Annotated in this window: 22 protein-coding genes; 17 read left to right on the forward strand and 5 right to left on the reverse strand. The window is 61.2% G+C overall.

The window, feature by feature from the left end:
* Position 1 precedes the first annotated feature (1 nt).
* From sctR to sctN, 5 genes are read right to left on the reverse strand one after another with little or no spacing between them, the layout of a single operon-like run.
* Entirely contained in the window at positions 2-658 is a 657-nt protein-coding gene (sctR, locus tag AB5Y48_RS03940) for a type III secretion system export apparatus subunit SctR (RefSeq protein WP_060585684.1), read from the reverse strand.
* Positions 655-1569 carry a type III secretion system cytoplasmic ring protein SctQ gene (gene sctQ, locus AB5Y48_RS03945; RefSeq protein WP_368163793.1) on the reverse strand — a complete coding sequence of 305 codons (915 nt, stop codon included), beginning with the start codon at positions 1567-1569 and terminating at the stop codon, positions 655-657. Before sctQ ends, sctR begins: the two co-directional genes overlap by 4 nt.
* Positions 1569-2612, reverse strand: a complete 1044-nt coding sequence (locus AB5Y48_RS03950; protein ID WP_368163794.1) for a type III secretion system needle length determinant — start codon at positions 2610-2612, stop codon at positions 1569-1571. The genes sctQ and AB5Y48_RS03950 overlap by 1 nt, the downstream gene beginning before the upstream one ends.
* A complete protein-coding gene (locus AB5Y48_RS03955) occupies positions 2609-3076 on the reverse strand; it encodes a type III secretion protein (RefSeq protein ID WP_368163795.1) in 468 nt (155 codons plus the stop codon). The genes AB5Y48_RS03950 and AB5Y48_RS03955 overlap by 4 nt, the downstream gene beginning before the upstream one ends.
* The gene (gene sctN, locus AB5Y48_RS03960) at positions 3073-4395 is read right to left on the reverse strand and encodes a type III secretion system ATPase SctN (RefSeq protein ID WP_136613382.1); all 1323 of its coding nucleotides are present in this window, start codon (positions 4393-4395) and stop codon (positions 3073-3075) included. The genes AB5Y48_RS03955 and sctN overlap by 4 nt, the downstream gene beginning before the upstream one ends.
* 187 nt (positions 4396-4582) lie before the next feature.
* Between sctN and sctW the strand changes: the two genes are divergently transcribed.
* The 17 genes from sctW (at position 4583) to AB5Y48_RS04045 (ending at position 16408) form a co-directional block, all read left to right on the forward strand.
* Entirely contained in the window at positions 4583-5461 is an 879-nt protein-coding gene (gene sctW / locus AB5Y48_RS03965; protein ID WP_136613383.1) for a type III secretion system gatekeeper subunit SctW, read from the forward strand.
* Positions 5462-5465: 4 nt separating this feature from the next.
* Complete coding sequence (locus AB5Y48_RS03970; RefSeq protein ID WP_368163796.1) at positions 5466-5711, forward strand: TyeA family type III secretion system gatekeeper subunit; 246 nt, start codon at positions 5466-5468, stop codon at positions 5709-5711.
* Positions 5708-6079 carry a type III secretion chaperone SycN gene (gene sycN / locus AB5Y48_RS03975; protein ID WP_136613385.1) on the forward strand — a complete coding sequence of 124 codons (372 nt, stop codon included), beginning with the start codon at positions 5708-5710 and terminating at the stop codon, positions 6077-6079. The genes AB5Y48_RS03970 and sycN overlap by 4 nt, the downstream gene beginning before the upstream one ends.
* Positions 6076-6441: a YscX family type III secretion protein gene (locus AB5Y48_RS03980; protein ID WP_224162854.1), complete on the forward strand. Its 366-nt coding sequence runs from the start codon at positions 6076-6078 to the stop codon at positions 6439-6441. Before sycN ends, AB5Y48_RS03980 begins: the two co-directional genes overlap by 4 nt.
* 4 nt (positions 6442-6445) lie before the next feature.
* Positions 6446-6790 (forward strand): hypothetical protein, encoded by a 345-nt coding sequence (locus AB5Y48_RS03985; protein WP_050666220.1) that lies wholly within the window; start codon positions 6446-6448, stop codon positions 6788-6790.
* Positions 6771-8888, forward strand: a complete 2118-nt coding sequence (sctV, locus tag AB5Y48_RS03990; RefSeq protein ID WP_136613386.1) for a type III secretion system export apparatus subunit SctV — start codon at positions 6771-6773, stop codon at positions 8886-8888. The genes AB5Y48_RS03985 and sctV overlap by 20 nt, the downstream gene beginning before the upstream one ends.
* On the forward strand, positions 8885-9322 hold the full coding sequence (locus AB5Y48_RS03995; protein WP_368163797.1) for an LcrR family type III secretion system chaperone: 438 nt from the start codon (positions 8885-8887) through the stop codon (positions 9320-9322). The genes sctV and AB5Y48_RS03995 overlap by 4 nt, the downstream gene beginning before the upstream one ends.
* Before the next feature lie 40 nt (positions 9323-9362).
* Entirely contained in the window at positions 9363-9650 is a 288-nt protein-coding gene (locus tag AB5Y48_RS04000; RefSeq protein ID WP_224161187.1) for an LcrG family type III secretion system chaperone, read from the forward strand.
* Between the two features lie 9 nt (positions 9651-9659).
* Positions 9660-10616 carry a virulence-associated V antigen gene (locus AB5Y48_RS04005; RefSeq protein ID WP_224161188.1) on the forward strand — a complete coding sequence of 319 codons (957 nt, stop codon included), beginning with the start codon at positions 9660-9662 and terminating at the stop codon, positions 10614-10616.
* 10 nt (positions 10617-10626) lie between these two features.
* Entirely contained in the window at positions 10627-11127 is a 501-nt protein-coding gene (locus AB5Y48_RS04010; protein ID WP_136613389.1) for a SycD/LcrH family type III secretion system chaperone, read from the forward strand.
* Positions 11108-12265, forward strand: a complete 1158-nt coding sequence (gene sctE / locus AB5Y48_RS04015; RefSeq protein WP_136613390.1) for a type III secretion system translocon subunit SctE — start codon at positions 11108-11110, stop codon at positions 12263-12265. Before AB5Y48_RS04010 ends, sctE begins: the two co-directional genes overlap by 20 nt.
* 12 nt (positions 12266-12277) lie before the next feature.
* Positions 12278-13174 (forward strand): YopD family type III secretion system translocon subunit, encoded by an 897-nt coding sequence (locus AB5Y48_RS04020; RefSeq protein ID WP_368163798.1) that lies wholly within the window; start codon positions 12278-12280, stop codon positions 13172-13174.
* Positions 13175-13300: 126 nt separating this feature from the next.
* Positions 13301-13741 carry a type III secretion system chaperone gene (locus tag AB5Y48_RS04025; RefSeq protein ID WP_060585710.1) on the forward strand — a complete coding sequence of 147 codons (441 nt, stop codon included), beginning with the start codon at positions 13301-13303 and terminating at the stop codon, positions 13739-13741.
* Positions 13742-13743: 2 nt separating this feature from the next.
* Positions 13744-13968, forward strand: coding sequence for a T3SS regulon translocated regulator ExsE family protein (locus tag AB5Y48_RS04030; RefSeq protein ID WP_224161191.1), 225 nt, complete (start codon positions 13744-13746; stop codon positions 13966-13968).
* Positions 13965-14348 (forward strand): YscW family type III secretion system pilotin, encoded by a 384-nt coding sequence (locus AB5Y48_RS04035; RefSeq protein WP_082177969.1) that lies wholly within the window; start codon positions 13965-13967, stop codon positions 14346-14348. The genes AB5Y48_RS04030 and AB5Y48_RS04035 overlap by 4 nt, the downstream gene beginning before the upstream one ends.
* 385 nt (positions 14349-14733) lie before the next feature.
* Entirely contained in the window at positions 14734-15492 is a 759-nt protein-coding gene (locus tag AB5Y48_RS04040; protein ID WP_368163799.1) for a helix-turn-helix transcriptional regulator, read from the forward strand.
* A 118-nt stretch (positions 15493-15610) separates the two neighbouring features.
* Positions 15611-16408 carry a T3SS regulon anti-activator ExsD domain-containing protein gene (locus AB5Y48_RS04045; protein ID WP_368163800.1) on the forward strand — a complete coding sequence of 266 codons (798 nt, stop codon included), beginning with the start codon at positions 15611-15613 and terminating at the stop codon, positions 16406-16408.
* Positions 16409-16420: the final 12 nt, after the last annotated feature.

Genomic DNA, 16420 nt, shown 5'->3' on the forward strand with positions numbered 1-16420 from the left:
CTCAACCTCCCGCGTAGCTGATCACCAGACCATGGGTCAGCCGGGTCCACCCATCGAGCAACACGAACAGCAGCAGCTTGAAGGGGAGCGAGATGGTCATGGGGGAGACCATCATCATCCCCATCGCCAGCAAAATGTTGGAGATGATGAGATCGATGGCGATAAAGGGGAGATAGATGAGAAAGCCTATCTCGAAGGCGCGGGTCAGCTCGCTCACCGTGAAGGCGGGGAGCAGGATCAGCAGGCTGTCGGGCTCGAGCCGCTCTGCATACTGGCGTGGCCAGAGGCGCTGGGTGCTCTCGACGAAGAAGTCGTGCTCCCGCTGCTGGATCTGCTGCTTGAGGAAGGTGCGATAGGGTGAGAGGCCCTCATCGAGAAACTTCTCCACCGATTCGGCCTTGGCCAGGCTCACCTCGTTCTTGCGCAGATAGTCCTGGGTGGCGAAGCCGACCGGCGCCATCACGTAGAGACTCAGAATGATCGCCAGACCATACATGGCCATGTTGGGGGGGATCTGTTGCACCCCCAGGGCGTTGCGCAGCAAGGAGAAGACCACCGCCATCTTCACAAACGAGGTGGCCATCACGGCGATAAAGGGGAGCAGGGCCAGCAGCGCCAGGGCGACGATGAGGCTGAGCTCGTCCGGCAACTGGATCATGGGGTCGGCACCTCGGTGAGGCGCTCGATGCGCACCCCGAGACGACCCTGGATCTCCACCAGGCGCCCGCTGGCGACCTGTCTGCCGTGCACCAGCAGCCTGACCTCCCCCTCGACGGGGGTGTCGAGGTCGATCACGGCGCCCGGCTCCAGGCTGGTCAGGGTATGCCACTCCAGGGTTTGGCGGCCCACTTCGACACTCACCGGCAGGGGCAGGGTGTCGAGGTCGTGGGCGGTGTCGTGGCCGATGTCGGCGTCAGTGTGATCCATGGTGAGGCACTCCAGTTGATTCCCATTGAGTTGAAACAGTCCAAAGGTGCGCCCGGCGGCGCAGCCCCGCAGGGGGGCCTGAGGGGTCATCCCCTCCGGGTAGAGCAGCACATCCCCCGGCATCAGGCTGGCCAGCTCGGCGACGCTTAAAGGGATATCCCCCCAGCAGAGGGAGAGGGGAAGGGCCAGGGGGAGGCGCTCATGTTGACCACGGGCAGCCAGCAGGGAAAGCAGGGCCTCTCCCTCGTCCAGACAGAGGGTGAGGGCCGCATCCGGGCGCTGCAGGCGCACGGTGAGCCTGGCCCTCGGGGCCAGTGGCGTGGCCGGGGTGATCCCCTGGCAGGTCAGGCCGGGAAGCGGGGCCGCACTGCGCTCGAGCAGCGCCAGCGCGAGTTCGCCCGGCAGCGTGAAGAGGGCGGCGCCCTGCAATTCGGGGGCGAGCCAGTGGGCCAGATCGCTTCCGTTGCAGTAAGCGGTGAGGCTGACTCCCCGCCACTGCAGGGTGATCGCGCGATCCAGCGTCGTGCCTGGCTGGTCGACGGTAATATGGAGATCGCCGCCGGGCCAGGTGTAGCGCTGGCGGTAATGACTCAGACGTTGGCGCAGGGCAAGCTCGCCCTGGGCTACCTTGGGCAGATGCATCACACCTCCTCCTGCCACTCTTCATAGACATGGCGGCGCTGGCGTGAACCCTGGCCGCTCTCCTGATGTTGCTCGAAACCCAGGCTCACCGGCCGGGCCGGATCGAGACGTTGCAGTCGCTCGAGCAGATCCCCCTGGCCGGCGCCGAGCTGGGTGAGGGCCTCCTTGCCGGCCAACAGGGTCACCTGCAGCCGGCCCGCCTCCTCGCTGACGCGAATGGTGACGGCCCCCAGGGTGGGAAGCTGTACCTGCAGCTGGGGCGGGCGAGTGGGGTCCTTGAGGTGGATCTCGAGCACCGCCTCGAGGCGCTCCATCACGCTGGCCAGCGCCTCCCTGTACCGGGTCGGGGCGTGGGGCAGGGTGGCGAGCAGGCGATCCCCCGGGGTCAGCGGCGGCAGTGGTGGTGGCAGCGGGGCCGCAGGCTCCTCGGCCACCTCGTTCAGGGCCGGCATATCGGCAGGCTCACTCTCATGACGGGCGTCGGCAGTGATGAGGGCAGGGCTAAAGGCAGGGAGTGAGCTGGCCTCACTCCCTTGGTCGGATTGGCTGTCGGGGAGGCGCGAAGCGCTCCCCTCTGCCTGACGGTGCGCAGGCTCCGGGCTGAGCAGGGGCTCGCGCCCGTCGATACGATCGAACGGCTCGGGGTCTGCGGCCTGGGTGGCCGCCTGCCCGATGGCAGTGCCAGGCTGCGCCGTCAGGGAGAGCGCGCAGGGCGGAAGGGAGGCGGCAGGCATCATGCTCTGCGCAGCCTGGCTCGCCTCATCGTCGGCCTTGCCCTGTTTTCGGATGGCCTCCTCCTGCGCTTCCCCTTGTAGAGGGGGAGCCGGCTCCATGGCTGGCTCATCACCCTGGCGAGTCTGCGGGCGCCTTGCCGCGACCGGCCTTGGCGGGATGCGTGGCTCCCGGCTCTCCCGTTGGGGCTCGGGGGCGCTCTTTTTCTTCATCGCCTCGTCAAACTGGCGGCGCGTCTGCTCATCGGGCGACGGCACGGCGACAACGCTCTGTGGCCGCTGCGGCTCGAGGAGGGAGACTGGCTTGGTCATGATGCTTTCCTGTGATGCTGGCGGAACTCTTCTTGTTCCTGCTCTTCCTGATATTGGGCTTGAGCCTGCTCGTCTTCCTGCTCGCGACGAGCCAGCTCGCTAAACTTTTCTGCCTGGCGCCGAGCCTGATTGAGGCGCTCCTGACAGGCACTCAGGCGCTGGCGTTCCTGGGCCAACAGCTCTTGCATGCGGGCCGCCTCCTGCTCGAGGGCCGCCTCTTTCTCCCGCAGCAGTGCAACCTGCTGCTGCCAGGCCTCGAGCTCCTTGCGGTTAAGGGGGGTCCCCTGGCACAGGGCAAACAGGCGAGCCTCCTCGTCGAGGCGCCAGGCGTGGTAATCGAGCACCGCCTTGCGAGCCTGCTCGAGCCGTCGGTGGGCCGCCTGTACCCGCCCCTGCTGGGCGCTCAGGGCCTGCTCGGCGCGTTCGACGCGCAGCTGCTTGATGCGCTGCAGCCGGCGGATCATCGGGTGAGGCCCGAGAGGGTTGCGAGCGCCTCATCGAAGTGACAGGGATCGTGGGTCCCCTGGCATAGCCAGGCACGGATCGCCTCCATCCGCTCGATGGCGAGATCCGCATCCCGATCCTGCCCTTTTTGGTACTCCCCAATCTGCAGCAGCAGCTCCACCTCTTCGTATTTGGCCAGCCAGCGGCGCAAGGTGCCGGCCCACTGCCTGTGCTCGTCGCTCACTATCTGATTCATCACCCGGCTGGCCGAACGCAGTACGTCGATGGCCGGGTAGTGGTTGGCCGCCGCCAGCTTGCGCGAGAGGATGATGTGGCCATCGAGGATGGAGCGGGTTTCATCGGCCACCGGCTCTGTCATGTCATCCCCCTCCACCAGCACCGTATAGAGGGCGGTGATGGAGCCCTTGTCCGACTGTCCGGCCCGCTCCATCAGGCGTGGCAGGGCGGCGAAGACGGAGGGGGGATAGCCGCGTCGGGTGGGCGGCTCACCGGCCGCCAGACCGATCTCGCGCTGGGCACGGGCGAAGCGGGTGACCGAATCCATCAGCAGCAGCACTCGCTTGCCCTGATCCCGGAAATACTCGGCGATTGAGGTGGCGACAAAGCCGGCCTTGGCGCGCTCCATGGCGGGGCGATCCGAGGTGGCCACCACCAGCACCGCCTTGCGCAGCCCCTCTTCCCCGAGATCCGACTCGATAAACTCGCGCACCTCCCGTCCCCGCTCACCAATAAGGGCGAGCACGGTGACATCCACCTCGGCGCTGCGGATGAGCGAGGCCAGCAGGGTACTCTTGCCGCCGCCGGCGGCGGCGAAGATCCCCATCCGCTGCCCCTCGCCACAGGTGAGCAGGCCGTCGATGGCGCGTACCCCGAGGGAGAGGGGTTGGCTTATCCGTTTGCGGCTCATGGGGGCCGGGGCATCCTGATAGACCGGGTACCAGGCGGCAGGCTCGGGCAGTTGACGCCCGTCGAAGGGGTTACCCAGACCATCGAGTACCTGACCCAGCAGATGGTCGCCGACCCCCACCTGGTGCATGGTCCCGGTGGGACTCACTTCGGTGTTGGAGGAGATGCCGTACATCTCCCCGAGGGGCGTGAGCAGCGCCTGATGCTGGGCGAAACCGATCACCTCGGCCTGCAGGGAGAGGCTGTTGTCGGGATTGCGCAGGTGGCAGAGTTCGCCAATGCGAACGCCGGGCACCACCGCCTTGAGCAGGGTGCCCGTCACCTGGGTGACGCGGCCGCGGATCTGGATCAGGCGGCTCTCGGCGACGCCCTGGGCGATCAGTTTGGGTAGCTTGTCGAGTGTGTGTGCCATGACATCGGGGGGTTGAAAGCGTGAGCGCCACTATAGGGAACAATGGCGAGCTGTGATTGCAGCGCGAGCCGAGAGTTTTTAGAAAAACGCCCGGCCCCCTAAAAATTCGCGGCCGATTTTGGCATCGGCGAGCAGGGGCGATTTCTATAATGGCACCCTCACACTTTTCTATCCGGATGGAGTCCCTATGGCGGTCATTCAGAGTCAGAGCTACGGCGCTCTCCCGCTGCCCGGCGAGGCGCGGACAATCGATAACACCCCGGCTCCCACCCAGGGCAGCGGACAGTTTCGCGGCGAGGCGGTGGTCATGGTCAGCGCGGCCCAGTCCCTGGCCGATGCAGCCGAAGAGCTCACCTTCGTCTTCTCCGAGCGTAAGGAGATGTCCCTGGACAAGCGCAAGCTCAGTGACAGCCACGCCCGGGTGAGCGAGGTGGAGGAGCTGGTCGGAGAGTATCTCGACAAGGTGCCCAACCTGGAGCGCCAGATGAAGATCAAGGAGATGATCGCTCACCTGGGTAGCGGTCGCCTCTCCAACCTGGCTCAGCTGCTCGCCTATCTGGGGAGCTTCTCCGACGAGCCGAGCGAGCAGTTCAAGGCTCTGTGCGAGCTGCGCGATGCCATCAAGGCGCGTCCCGAGCTGGCCCAATTTTCGACCTTGGTGGAGCGGGCGCTGGTCAAACTGGCCGAGGAGCAGGGACAGGCTATCGTGCTGGGGGCCCGCATCACGCCCGAGGCGCACCAGGCGGCCAGTCAGGGGGTTGCTTCGGTTGAGGCCCTGCGCGACACCTATCGGGATGCGGTGATGGACTATCGGGGCCTCTCCAGCGCCTGGCGCGATCTGCAGGGGCGTTTCGCCAGCAGCGACAAGCAGTCGGTGATCGCCTTTATGCAAAAGGCCCTGAGCGCCGATCTGCAGAGTCAGCAGCGCTGGCTCGATCCGGTCAAGCTCGAGCGGGTGGTCAGCGATATGCAGAAGTTGCGCCTGCTGTCGAGCATGAGCGCACAGGTCGAGACATTCTGGCAGCGTTTTGCAGAGGGCAAGGCCGATGGCATTCGGGCCTTCTGATCTGATGAGCGAGATGGTCGCTCTGGTGGAGAAGCGTTGGGCCGGTGTTCACGACATCGAGCGACTGGCCGAGCGCTTCGAGCTGCCCGATGCCACGGTCAGAGTTGCGTTCTATCAAGAGTTCAAGCGGTTGATCCGCCTCTTCCCGGTCGAGGTCTTTATCGATGAGGAGCAGCGTCAAAACCTGCTGCTGATGAGCCAAAACGCCCTGGATCGGGCGGTTGAGGATGAGGAAGAGGAGCAATCATGAGCTGGATGGAACCCGTTATTACCCGTTTCTGCCAGGACCTGGGTCTGGCGGTGGGGGAGACGCTCCCCGCCTTGGTGCAATTGGAGCTGGCCCAATCGGGGACACTGCAACTCGAGCAACACGATGGCCAGTTGACCCTCTGGCTTGCCCGGGCACTGCCCTGGCATCAGAGTGGCGATGCCATGGTGCGCGCCATGACGTTGACCGCCGCTCATCACAGTGGTGCGCTTCCCCTGCGCTGCGCCTGGCTGGGGGATGATCGCCTGCTGCTGTTGGTGACCCTGGAGGAGAGTGCCATCACGCAACCCCTGCTGCATCAGGCCTTTGAGTCCCTGCTTCGACTCCAGCAGGAGGTGCTCGCCTCATGAGCCGGATCAGCGCGGCCCACATCGGTATCGAGCAACTCTCGGCCATCACTCTGGAGGAGCTCTCCCTCGGCCTGCCCGGGCGTTATGCCCTGCCTCCTGATGGTCACTCAATCGAGCCCCACCTGGAGCGCCTCTATCCCGGGGCCCCCAGCGAACGCACCCTGTGGGCCTTTGCCACCCCCGAGGGGGTCTTTCACGAGCTCCATCGCGCTCGGGACTTTCAACGGGAGCTCGACGCCCTCTTGCCGGTATTGACCGGCAGCGAGTCGCCACTGCTGCGCGACGCCGCCAGCGTGCTGGAGAGCCAGCAACAGGAGCTGCGTCTCCTGCAGATGACCCTGAATCTGTTACACAAGGTATGACCCTATGACCCTGACCGAGCGGCAGCAGGCCTTTCTGCTGCTCAATGGCTGGCTGCAACTGCAATACGGACAGGCCGAGCGGGCCTGCATCCTGCTCGATGCTCTGCTGCATCTTTCTCCCGATCATCTGGCGGCCCGGCGCTGCCGTTTGGTGGCCCTGCTCAAGAGCGGGCAAGGGGTGCGTGCCCAGCAGGAGGCGACCTGGCTGGTGCTCAACGACGACCCCCAGCCGGGAAGCTGGCTCTGTCTGAGCCGGGCCCATCAACTCAGTGGCGAGCTGGAGCTGGCCCGCCACGCCTATCAACGTTATCTGGAGCTGGAAGAGCAGTATGAATCCGCGCAACCTTGAGTGGCTGGCTCGCATCGGCGAGCGCAAGGACATCATGCTGGCGGTCCTGCTGCTGGCGGTCGTCTTTATGATGGTGCTGCCCCTGCCGCCCATCGCACTGGATATCCTTATCGCCATCAACATGACCATCTCTGTGGTGTTGTTGATGATGGCGGTCTATATCAACTCCCCCCTGCAGTTTTCCGCCTTCCCGGCGGTGCTGCTGGTGACCACCCTGTTTCGTCTGGCCCTCTCGGTCAGTACCACCCGGATGATCCTGCTGCAGGCCGACGCCGGCCAGATCGTCTACACCTTCGGTAACTTCGTGGTAGGGGGCAATCTGGTGGTGGGGATCGTCATCTTCCTCATCATCACCATCGTGCAGTTTCTGGTGATCACCAAGGGCTCTGAGCGGGTGGCCGAGGTGAGCGCGCGATTCTCCCTCGATGCCATGCCCGGCAAGCAGATGAGTATCGACGGTGACATGCGTGCCGGGGTGATCGATGTCAACGAGGCCCGCGAGCGCCGCTCCACCATAGAGAAAGAGAGCCAGATGTTTGGCTCCATGGACGGGGCGATGAAGTTTGTGAAGGGGGACGCCATCGCCGGCCTCATCATCATCTTCGTCAACATTCTGGGCGGGGTCACCATAGGGGTGACCCAGAAGGGATTGCCGGCGGCCGAGGCCCTGCAACTCTACTCCATCCTGACCGTGGGGGATGGCATGGTCTCCCAGGTGCCGGCTCTGCTGATCGCCATCACGGCCGGGATCATCGTTACCCGGGTGTCGTCGGAAGACTCCTCGGATCTGGGCAGCGATATCGGTGAGCAGGTGGTGGCCCAGCCCAAGGCGATGCTGGTGGGCGGCGTGCTGTTGGTCCTGTTTGGCCTGATCCCGGGCTTTCCGACCATCACCTTCCTTATTCTGGCCGCCATCGTCGGCAGCGGTGGTTACATGATCAGCCGCCGTCAGCAGCAGACCAAGAGCGAGGCGAGTCAGGATCTGCCGACCATGTTGGCCCAGGGGGCCGGTGCCCCGGCGGCGCGTCCCAAGGCCAAGCCCGGTGCCAAGCCCAAGGGACGGCTGGGGGAGCAGGAGGAGTTCGCCATGACGGTGCCCCTGCTGATCGACGTGGATGCGGGGATGCAAGAGGCCCTCGAGGCGGTCGCCCTCAACGACGAGCTGGTGCGGGTGCGCCGTGCCCTCTATCTCGATCTCGGGGTCCCCTTCCCGGGCATCCATCTGCGCTTTAACGAGTCGATGGGTGAGGGGGAGTATCTCATCTCCCTGCAGGAGGTACCGGTAGCCCGCGGCTCGCTCAAGGGGGGGCATCTGCTGGTGCGTGAGCAACCTGCCCAGCTCGATCTCATGAGCATCCCCTATCAGCAGGGGGAGGCCTTGCTGCCGGATCAGGTGACCCTGTGGGTCGCGGCCGAGCATGAGGAGCGCCTCGAGAAGTCCCGTCTTGCCTATCTCTCCCATGCCCAGGTGCTGACCTGGCACCTCTCCCACGTGCTGCGCGAATTTGCCGAGGACTTTATCGGCATTCAGGAGACCCGCTATCTGCTCGAGCAGATGGAGGGGAGTTATGCCGAGTTGGTCAAAGAGGCCCAGCGCATCATTCCCCTGCAGCGGATGACCGAGATCCTGCAGCGTCTGGTGGGGGAGGATATCTCCATTCGAAATATGCGCGCCATCCTCGAGGCCATGGTGGAGTGGGGCCAGAAAGAGAAAGATGTGGTGCAGCTCACCGAATATATCCGCAGCAGTCTCAAGCGCTACATCTGTTACAAGTACGCCAACGGCAACAACATTCTGCCTGCCTACCTGCTCGATCAGGAGGTGGAGGAGAAGATCCGCGGCGGGGTGCGCCAGACCAGTGCCGGCAGTTACCTGGCCCTCGATCCGGCTGTGACCCAGGGCTTTTTGGAGCAGGTGCGCCGCACCGTGGGCGATCTGGCCCAGATGCAGAGTCGCCCCGTGCTGATCGTCTCCATGGATATCCGCCGCTATGTGCGAAAGCTCATTGAGGCGGACTACTACGGCTTGCCGGTGCTCTCTTATCAGGAGCTGACCCAGCAGATCAATATTCAGCCCCTGGGGAGGGTGGTGTTGTGACCGATGACCCCCTGCTTTCCTGGTTTGCCAATCAAGGGGTGGTGACCGCGCGTCATACCCTGTGCAACACCCCCATCCCCCTGGGCCACGAGTTTGTCCACGGGGGGCTCAAGGTGGCCTGGCGGGTTGAACCTGCCGAGCGGCGCGTCTGGATCGTGCTGATCGAGCGTCGTGAGGGGGGGGGCCTTGCCAACCCCTTCTCGGCGCTCTACCTGCTGGCCGAGGCGGCCCTGGCGGTGCTCGGTCCCGGTTATCACCTCTACGGCAACGTGAGTGTGATGGCCGGCAGTACCTTAAGCGGTGAGCGGCTGGGGCGCTTCTACCGGCGCTGGACCGGTGCCAGCGAGCCCGAGCCCGGTTGGTTTTCGCTCGATGTGGCGAAGGTTATCTCCTTGTCGGCCATGAGAAAACGACAAAACGGCGACCTTGCGTGACAGCCGTGGTCCCGATCCCCTCATTACAATAGGAGCCAATATGAAACAGCCCCGCTTTGCCGAACATGAAGAGGTGATTGCCAGAGCCGAGCTGGCTATCAAGGACAGCGATCACCGCGCCGCCCTGCTTGAGGAGATGTGGAGCTCGCTGGGTGTCAGCGATGAGGTGGCCCATCTCCTCTTTGGCGAGGGGAGTGGTAGCGAACAGCAGATCGCCGAACAGGAGCTGCTCGATGAGCTCAAGCGTCAGCGCGAGCGGCATCCCAAGCAGGAAGAGGAGGGGCGCCGTCCCCGTCGTCCGGCCATGATGCGTGGCCTGGTTATTTAGGGCAAGACTATGCAAATCCGATCTTACAACGATAATCCCCAAGGCTTCCTCGATGATCTGGGCACGGTCAATCTGGATCAACTGACCGGCAGTCATTCATCAGCGTTGGATCCCCTGCTGGCCTTTATCAAGGAAAAAGGCATCCAAATCAGTGCATCAGGAAGTTCGCCATTTATTAATGAAGAGCTGCTAAAGAAGATGCTCGCCTACTTTATGCCGGCAAATGCCACCATTCAGGGAGGGCATTACGACAGTCAGATAAAAGGGGGAATCGAGCATCTTAAGGCGCTGCTCACCAAAGCGGTGAATGGTGATCCTGCCGCCAATCCGCCAGTGCCCGCCAAAACAACCTGGTCGCTGCAAGAGTTTATGGCCCTGGCCCACTTCTCATTGACCGGTGATCGGGTCGATGACGATATTATCGCCGTGATGGCGGGCACCATGAAAAATCACTCTGACAAGCGTGACAAACTTAAAGATGAAGTGAGTGCCTTGACGTCGGAGTTACGTATATACGCCGTTATTCAGTCAGAGATAAATAACAAGCTCTCCGGTAGCGGTACGCTCCACATAGATGGTTCAGGCCTGAACTTGATGGACTACAAGCTATATGGGTACCCCGATGCTGCGTCATTTGGCAATAGTGGCGAGTTTAAGATACTTAATGCTATTAAGCCCGCAGGTCAAAATACACTGACAGTTAAAGAGTTTCTCTCTTCAGAAAAGAAAGAAACCGGCAGTATGTCAGGCTTGCAAGATAGTTATGCCTATAACAAAGACAATAATAAATTGGGTAATTTTGCCACTACGGTTGGCGATAAATCCCGCCCACTTAATGACAAGGTGAGCCAGAAAACGACCGAACTGAACGATATTAGCTCCCGTTATAACTCCGCGATAGAGGCGCTTAATCGTTTTATTCAAAAATACGAAAGTATGATGCAACAAATTCTTCAGGCTATTTAAAGGTGACGTAATGGAAATGACCCCGGATCAGGCGATGACCGAGCAGGCCCTGGAGGCCTTTATGCAGGATGGCGGCACCCTGGCCATGCTCAACGAGGTATCGAGCGATACCCTGGAGCAGCTCTATGCCCTGGGTTTCAATCACTACGATGCGGGCAAATATGATGATGCCCACAAGATCTTCCAGGCCCTCTGTGTGCTGGATCACTACGATCCCCGCTTCTTCCTGGGGCTGGGTGCCTGCCGTCAGGCGTTGGGGCAACACCAGCTGGCCATCGACAGCTATAGCTACGGGGCCATGATGGATCTTAATGAACCCCGCTTTCCGTTTCATGCCGCCGAGTGTCTCCTGCAGATGGACGATCTCGATGGGGCCGAGAGTGGCTTCCACTCGGCTCAGTTAATTGCGGCAGCCAGGCCGGAGCTGGCAGAGCTTGCCAGCCGTGCCGGCACTATGTTGGAAGCAGTCAAAGCGAAAAAGGATATGGAGCATGAATCCAATCATCAATGATCGCTCTCTTCTGGTCGGGGGGATGCATATTCCCCTGGTCGACAGTGAGGGCAAGAGTGTCGCCCAGGCCACCCAGGTGGCGGCCGGTGATGTCGTTGGCAAAGGGGAGGGGCGCGCCAAGGGAGTCGAGTTGCCGCAACCCAAGCCCGGCGTCAGCCAGCAGGTGACCGCACAGCAGCAGCAAGAGCTGGGGCAGCTGATGAAAACGGTGCAGCAGGGGGCAGCCAACAGCGCCAAGCTGATCGCCAATACCTCTTTGCTGGCCAATCTGGCCTTCACCTCGCCCGATGAGTTCGAGATCGAGCTGGGCAAGATGACCAGCGAGCTGGAGAAGACCCAGAAGAAGTTGAAGCTGGCCGACATCGAGCGTGCTCGCCAGCAGAACATGAAAAAGATCGATGAGAACCAGGCCAAGATCAAAGAGGCCGAAGAGGCCGCCGAGAAGGCCAAGAAGTCGGGTCTTGCCTCCAAGATTTTCGGTTGGATCAGCGCCATCGCCTCCATCGTGATCGGCGCCATTCTGGTTGCCACCGGTGTGGGTGCCGCCGCCGGCGCCCTGATGATTGCTGGCGGGGTGGTCGGTGTGGTCAATATGGCGGTGCAGCAGGCCGCCGAAGATGGCCTTATCTCCAAGGAGGTGATGGAGAAGCTGGGGCCGGTTTTGATGGCGGTCGAGATTGCTCTGGCCATCGCCTCGGCGGTAGTGACATTTGGTGCTGGTGCCGCAGGTGCTATCGCCAAGGCGGGAGCCAAGATAGGCGGCAAGGTAGCAGATATTACCGCCAAAATGGCGGTAAAGGCCGCAGAACTATCCGCCAAGTTGGGCAGTACAGCGGCCAGCACCACTGCCAAGGCGGTCAAATTGGGCACTGGGGCTGCCGATCTGGTGCTTGATGTCAGCAATGGTGTGACCAAGACGGTAGATAGCGCCAACCAGGCCAACTTGCAAAACAAGCAGGCCGATCTGGTGGAGAATCGCCAGGCCATGACCGCCCTCCAGGGGGCTCTGGACAAGCTGAAGGAAGCGCTCTCCCAGATGACGGAAGCATTCCAGCAAGTGATGGAGATGATTTTCCAGATGATCACGGCCAAGGGCGCCATGCTCAATAACCTCGCCAGCAGACCGGCAGCCATTTAAGGAGAGGACCCTATGAACGGTATTAATAACGACTATTCAGTCAACACCGGTTATGTTCCCGCCGCCGGTAACGATGGCGTGGACGGCAGCCAGGGCGCGGCCCGTGCCAACACCACTCACGAGGCCGGTAATAGTCAGGGGGCGAATACACCGGCTCCGCAGAGCCGACCCGAGCTGATCCGCCCGAACCAGGGGCTCGATGTGAGTTTACTGACCAAAGGAAGCAAGGAGCTCGACAGCACCCTGAGTATCATGAGCCTGCTCTTCGAGATGGCCCGCCGCGCCCGTGAGATGGGGCTCTTGCAGCGGGATATGGAGAACCAGGCCGTGATCTCGGCGCAAAAAGATCAGGTCAATGAGATGCGCAGCGGCGCCAAGTTGATGATCGCCATGGCGGTGGTATCCGGTGTGATGACCGGTATCTCGGCCATCATGGGGGGCTTCTCCATGAGCAAGTCGGCCAAGGCCATCAAGCAGGACAAGGCCCTCAACGCCAACATGGCCGGCCGGCAGAAAGAGCTCAATCAGATCGGCGATATCAAGAAGGCTGCAGGTCTCGAGATGGGGGATGCCGGTAACGATCTGATGGGGCGGATCAAGAGTGACAAGGCTGCACTCAAGACCCTCAACAAGAAGTTTGAGGCCAACAACGGTCGCCAGCAGCTCTTCAATACGGTGATCCAGGGCGGTACCCAGATGGCCAACAGTGCCGTTCAGCTTCACCAGGGTTACTCTCAGGCCGATGCCAAGGAAGATGAAGTGCGCTCAAGTGTGGCTCAGACCCAGAAGCAGAAGGTGGAAGATCAGATGAACTTCCAAAACAGCTTCATGAAGGATGTGCTGCAGATGATGCAGCAGTATGCCCAGAGCCATAATCAGGCCATGCGCGCCGCCTTTGGCGTCGCGTAATCACGGCGCCCCTTCGGGGGCGTCATCATTTATGTGGCGGCCAAATTTGCAAAAAACACCCTCGTCAGTGACAGATCTGATGCTGGAACGGGGCTTAGGATTACCCCTCTATTTTGGGAGGACAGCATGGATCTCACAGCCGCAATCAATGGTTTACTGGATGCCTTTGGCAGTCGTCACGGCTTGACCGGACTCTCTCTCAACGCAGAGGGGGTGGCGGCGCTGTGTTTCGACGACACCCTGCGCCTCTCCCTCATTCTTATGCCCCAGTGGGATCAGCTGGTGCTGCAACTCGACATTGCCCCCCTGCATCAGGTCGGGGAGGGGATATTTCGCCAGCTTGCTACCTTTAACAGGCACTGGTATCAATTCGATCTCCACTTCGGCTTCGATGAGGAGCTGAACATGATCCAGATGTATCGCCGTCTGACGGCCAGCTCTCTCACGCTGGAAACATTTGAGGCTCGGGTGGCCAGCTTGCTCGATCATGCCGAGTTTTGGCGCTCCTTGCTGGAGGAAGAGGAGAGCAACCCCCTCGATGCTCCGGCCATGGCGGTAAGGGTTTAACCATGAAGATTGAATCACGCCCCTTGGGCGCACTGCATGCCACGGAGGTGGCTCCGGCCACCTTTGCCGGCCGACGAGTGAGCCTGGCACCCCGTGATGGGGCTGGGGATCTGCGTGCACTCCTGGCCCGTTTCCATGGGCTGAGCCCTGCCCAGGAGAGTGCCCTGCAGCGACTCCATAATGGGGAACATACTCCCCTGACCATGCGCAGGGTGGCCCTCGGATGAGAGGGCTGCTTGGGCTTCTCGCCCTGATACTGGGTGGCTGTGCGGTGACGCCACCGCCGGTCGCTCACAGGGTAGAAGGGGAGGTGCGCATGGCACAGCCCTTGCCCCGGCTCGCCCGCATCGAGGTGACCGTGCTCAGTCGGGTTGACGGTCAACCCCGTGAGGTGCAGCGTCTGCGTTATGAGACGGGGGCCCTGCCGCTTTCGTTTTCCACGCGCTTGAGTCCGGTTCAATGGGGAAGTGGAGACCTGTTTTTGCGCGCCTATCTCTATTTTGTTGGTATGCCAGCGGTACAGGCCGGCGCCAGAGAGAAAATTATGGGTGAAAATAAAGTCATGCTGACGATGTTACCGAGACGTTGCTTTCCTAATTGTCAATAAAGGGTCGGGTTACATAGCTGTATGAAATCAGGCTGTTAGGTCGACTGTTATTTCCCTTCAACGTATCTGAATGTAACAAGCTCTGTTATTTGTCTTTTTTGTTATTAACAAAAAAAGCTCACCCTAGCCCTGGGTTAGTGTATTGACTCTAAATTAATTGTGGCGTTGTTTTATCCTGCGGGGATATCATGCCCACTCTTCGGTAAACGATTAAATAACTCGGCACCACGGGATAATAAACAGAGCTAACGCCGAAGAGATAACAAAAACGTAACAGTATGACGCCCTATGGGCGACCCTGTTAACACGCAGATTCAGGACGCATCACACTATGAATGGCATAACCAGGCCTGAGGCTGGCGATATCGTCAGGCTCCAATGGAACATGCCTGTCTTCACCCCCATGGAGCATCCCCAGGATGGTCTCTATATCCTTTTGGAAGGACAGGCAATCTGGCAGGACTGCAGCGAAACCCATCTGTTGCACAGAGGGGATCTGTTGTTTGTTCGCCGTGGTAGCTACGCCATCAGCACAGAAATGCCCAGTCAATTGCTCTGGATCCCTCTGTCGAGCGCGTTTCTCGGTACCTTTTTGCAGCGTTTCGGTGCACTCCTCAGCGAGATGGATCGTGTCGAGGTGGTGCCCTCGCCGCTGCTACGCTTCTCCACTTCCCCACTGCTAAACCAGAGTGTCGATGGCTTGTGTGCCATGCTCGGCCATGGTCTGCCTGCCGCCTTGATGCCCCTTCGCATCGAAGAGTTGCTGCTGCTGCTGGCCTTTAGCGATCAGGGTTCCCACTTTCTGGCCATGCTTCGTCAACTGGGTAACCGTCAGGTTGAGCGTCTGCAGGCCTTTATGGAGAGCCACTACCTGAAAGAGTGGAAGCTCAGCGAATTCGCACGAGAATTTGGCATGGGGCTCACCACCTTCAAGGAATTATTTGGCTCCGTCTATGGGGTTTCTCCCCGCGCCTGGATCAGCGAACGGCGTATCCTCTATGCCCATCAGCTGCTACTTAATAGCGAAATGAGCATCGTCGATATCGCCATGGAGGCCGGTTTTTCCAGCCAGTCCTATTTTACCCAGAGTTATCGACGTCGCTTTGGTTGCACTCCCAGCCGGGCGCGTCACGGCAAAGAGTAACCGCTGGCTAAAATTATCTGACGTTTTTTATAAGTCAGTGGCGTGGTGGCAGCGGTAGAATGGTCTCATCAAAAGGACCATCGCCGATGACACCCATTAAGAAAGAGCAAGATGCATCATGAGTCACAATGAGCATAATCCCGCCGATGGTGGGCCCCTGGCAGGACGCCGGGTGACCCTCATCCCTCCCGATAGCCTCAGCCGTGATGTGCTGGTGGGAGTGTTGCACCCGAGCGGGGAGGCACGCCTCCTGACCCATGAGCAGCACGCCTTGCTGCAACGCCTGTTGCCACGGGCCCGACTCGAGTCTCTGTTGGCCTCACGTTGGTATCGGCGTCGCCTGCCTCTGGGGCGCGCCGTAAGCCGCAGCGAGCTGGTCTGGCTGGCTCGCTGTGGCCGTGGCGAGTCTCCCTGGGACCAGGTGCTGGGGGAGCGGATCCATATCAGTCAGCCCTGTGACTGTTGGCCCCTGCTGTTGCAGCCTCTGTACGCTTGGTGGATGACGCAACTGGAGCCTGACTATGAGGCCTGGTTGCAAGAGCGAGAGCAGTTAAGTGTCATGGTACGCCAATGGCAGGCACAGCGAGCCTTCTGGCAGCAGGTGCAGGCCGAGCCCGGTCAGCAGGCATCTCTGCTGGCGCGTATCGCCAGCCAGCAGGCCGATGGGGAGGCTCGCATGGCTCAGCTTGAGCGTCGGCTCGATGAGCTGGCCCTGCGTGCCAAACAACTGTGGCCTGCGTGGGAGCCTGCCCGCGCCGGGCAGGCAGAGTTGGCGGCGCTGCAGCCTGTGCCGGCGCAACTGGCGCCACTGTGGGAGTGGCTACTCTCGCCGCTCACCGAGCCGCTTGAGCAGGCCCATGCCTGGTTGCTGGCTCGTGGCATCTGCCTGATGCAGGACCGAATCGTCCGAACCTGATTATTCGAGGAA

Source organism: Aeromonas sp. R6-2 (genome assembly GCF_040908155.1).
Classification (GTDB): domain Bacteria; phylum Pseudomonadota; class Gammaproteobacteria; order Enterobacterales; family Aeromonadaceae; genus Aeromonas; species Aeromonas schubertii.

What these genes read in the sequence shown, in the direction of transcription:
- AB5Y48_RS04045 (WP_368163800.1), top strand. Translation starts at nt 15,611, where the DNA reads ATGAGTCACAATGAGCATAATCCCGCCGATGGTGGGCCCCTGGCAGGA.
- sycN (WP_136613385.1), top strand. Translation starts at nt 5,708, where the DNA reads ATGAGCTGGATGGAACCCGTTATTACCCGTTTCTGCCAGGACCTGGGT.
- sctN (WP_136613382.1), bottom strand. Translation starts at nt 4,395, where the DNA reads ATGGCACACACACTCGACAAGCTACCCAAACTGATCGCCCAGGGCGTC.
- AB5Y48_RS03950 (WP_368163794.1), bottom strand. Translation starts at nt 2,612, where the DNA reads ATGACCAAGCCAGTCTCCCTCCTCGAGCCGCAGCGGCCACAGAGCGTT.
- sctR (WP_060585684.1), bottom strand. Translation starts at nt 658, where the DNA reads ATGATCCAGTTGCCGGACGAGCTCAGCCTCATCGTCGCCCTGGCGCTG.
- sctQ (WP_368163793.1), bottom strand. Translation starts at nt 1,569, where the DNA reads ATGCATCTGCCCAAGGTAGCCCAGGGCGAGCTTGCCCTGCGCCAACGT.
- AB5Y48_RS04030 (WP_224161191.1), top strand. Translation starts at nt 13,744, where the DNA reads ATGAAGATTGAATCACGCCCCTTGGGCGCACTGCATGCCACGGAGGTG.
- AB5Y48_RS04040 (WP_368163799.1), top strand. Translation starts at nt 14,734, where the DNA reads ATGCCTGTCTTCACCCCCATGGAGCATCCCCAGGATGGTCTCTATATC.
- sctV (WP_136613386.1), top strand. Translation starts at nt 6,771, where the DNA reads ATGAATCCGCGCAACCTTGAGTGGCTGGCTCGCATCGGCGAGCGCAAG.
- AB5Y48_RS04035 (WP_082177969.1), top strand. Translation starts at nt 13,965, where the DNA reads ATGAGAGGGCTGCTTGGGCTTCTCGCCCTGATACTGGGTGGCTGTGCG.
- AB5Y48_RS04000 (WP_224161187.1), top strand. Translation starts at nt 9,363, where the DNA reads ATGAAACAGCCCCGCTTTGCCGAACATGAAGAGGTGATTGCCAGAGCC.
- AB5Y48_RS04005 (WP_224161188.1), top strand. Translation starts at nt 9,660, where the DNA reads ATGCAAATCCGATCTTACAACGATAATCCCCAAGGCTTCCTCGATGAT.
- AB5Y48_RS03980 (WP_224162854.1), top strand. Translation starts at nt 6,076, where the DNA reads ATGAGCCGGATCAGCGCGGCCCACATCGGTATCGAGCAACTCTCGGCC.
- AB5Y48_RS04025 (WP_060585710.1), top strand. Translation starts at nt 13,301, where the DNA reads ATGGATCTCACAGCCGCAATCAATGGTTTACTGGATGCCTTTGGCAGT.
- sctW (WP_136613383.1), top strand. Translation starts at nt 4,583, where the DNA reads ATGGCGGTCATTCAGAGTCAGAGCTACGGCGCTCTCCCGCTGCCCGGC.
- AB5Y48_RS04020 (WP_368163798.1), top strand. Translation starts at nt 12,278, where the DNA reads ATGAACGGTATTAATAACGACTATTCAGTCAACACCGGTTATGTTCCC.
- AB5Y48_RS03985 (WP_050666220.1), top strand. Translation starts at nt 6,446, where the DNA reads ATGACCCTGACCGAGCGGCAGCAGGCCTTTCTGCTGCTCAATGGCTGG.
- AB5Y48_RS03970 (WP_368163796.1), top strand. Translation starts at nt 5,466, where the DNA reads ATGAGCGAGATGGTCGCTCTGGTGGAGAAGCGTTGGGCCGGTGTTCAC.
- AB5Y48_RS04010 (WP_136613389.1), top strand. Translation starts at nt 10,627, where the DNA reads ATGGAAATGACCCCGGATCAGGCGATGACCGAGCAGGCCCTGGAGGCC.
- AB5Y48_RS03955 (WP_368163795.1), bottom strand. Translation starts at nt 3,076, where the DNA reads ATGATCCGCCGGCTGCAGCGCATCAAGCAGCTGCGCGTCGAACGCGCC.
- sctE (WP_136613390.1), top strand. Translation starts at nt 11,108, where the DNA reads ATGAATCCAATCATCAATGATCGCTCTCTTCTGGTCGGGGGGATGCAT.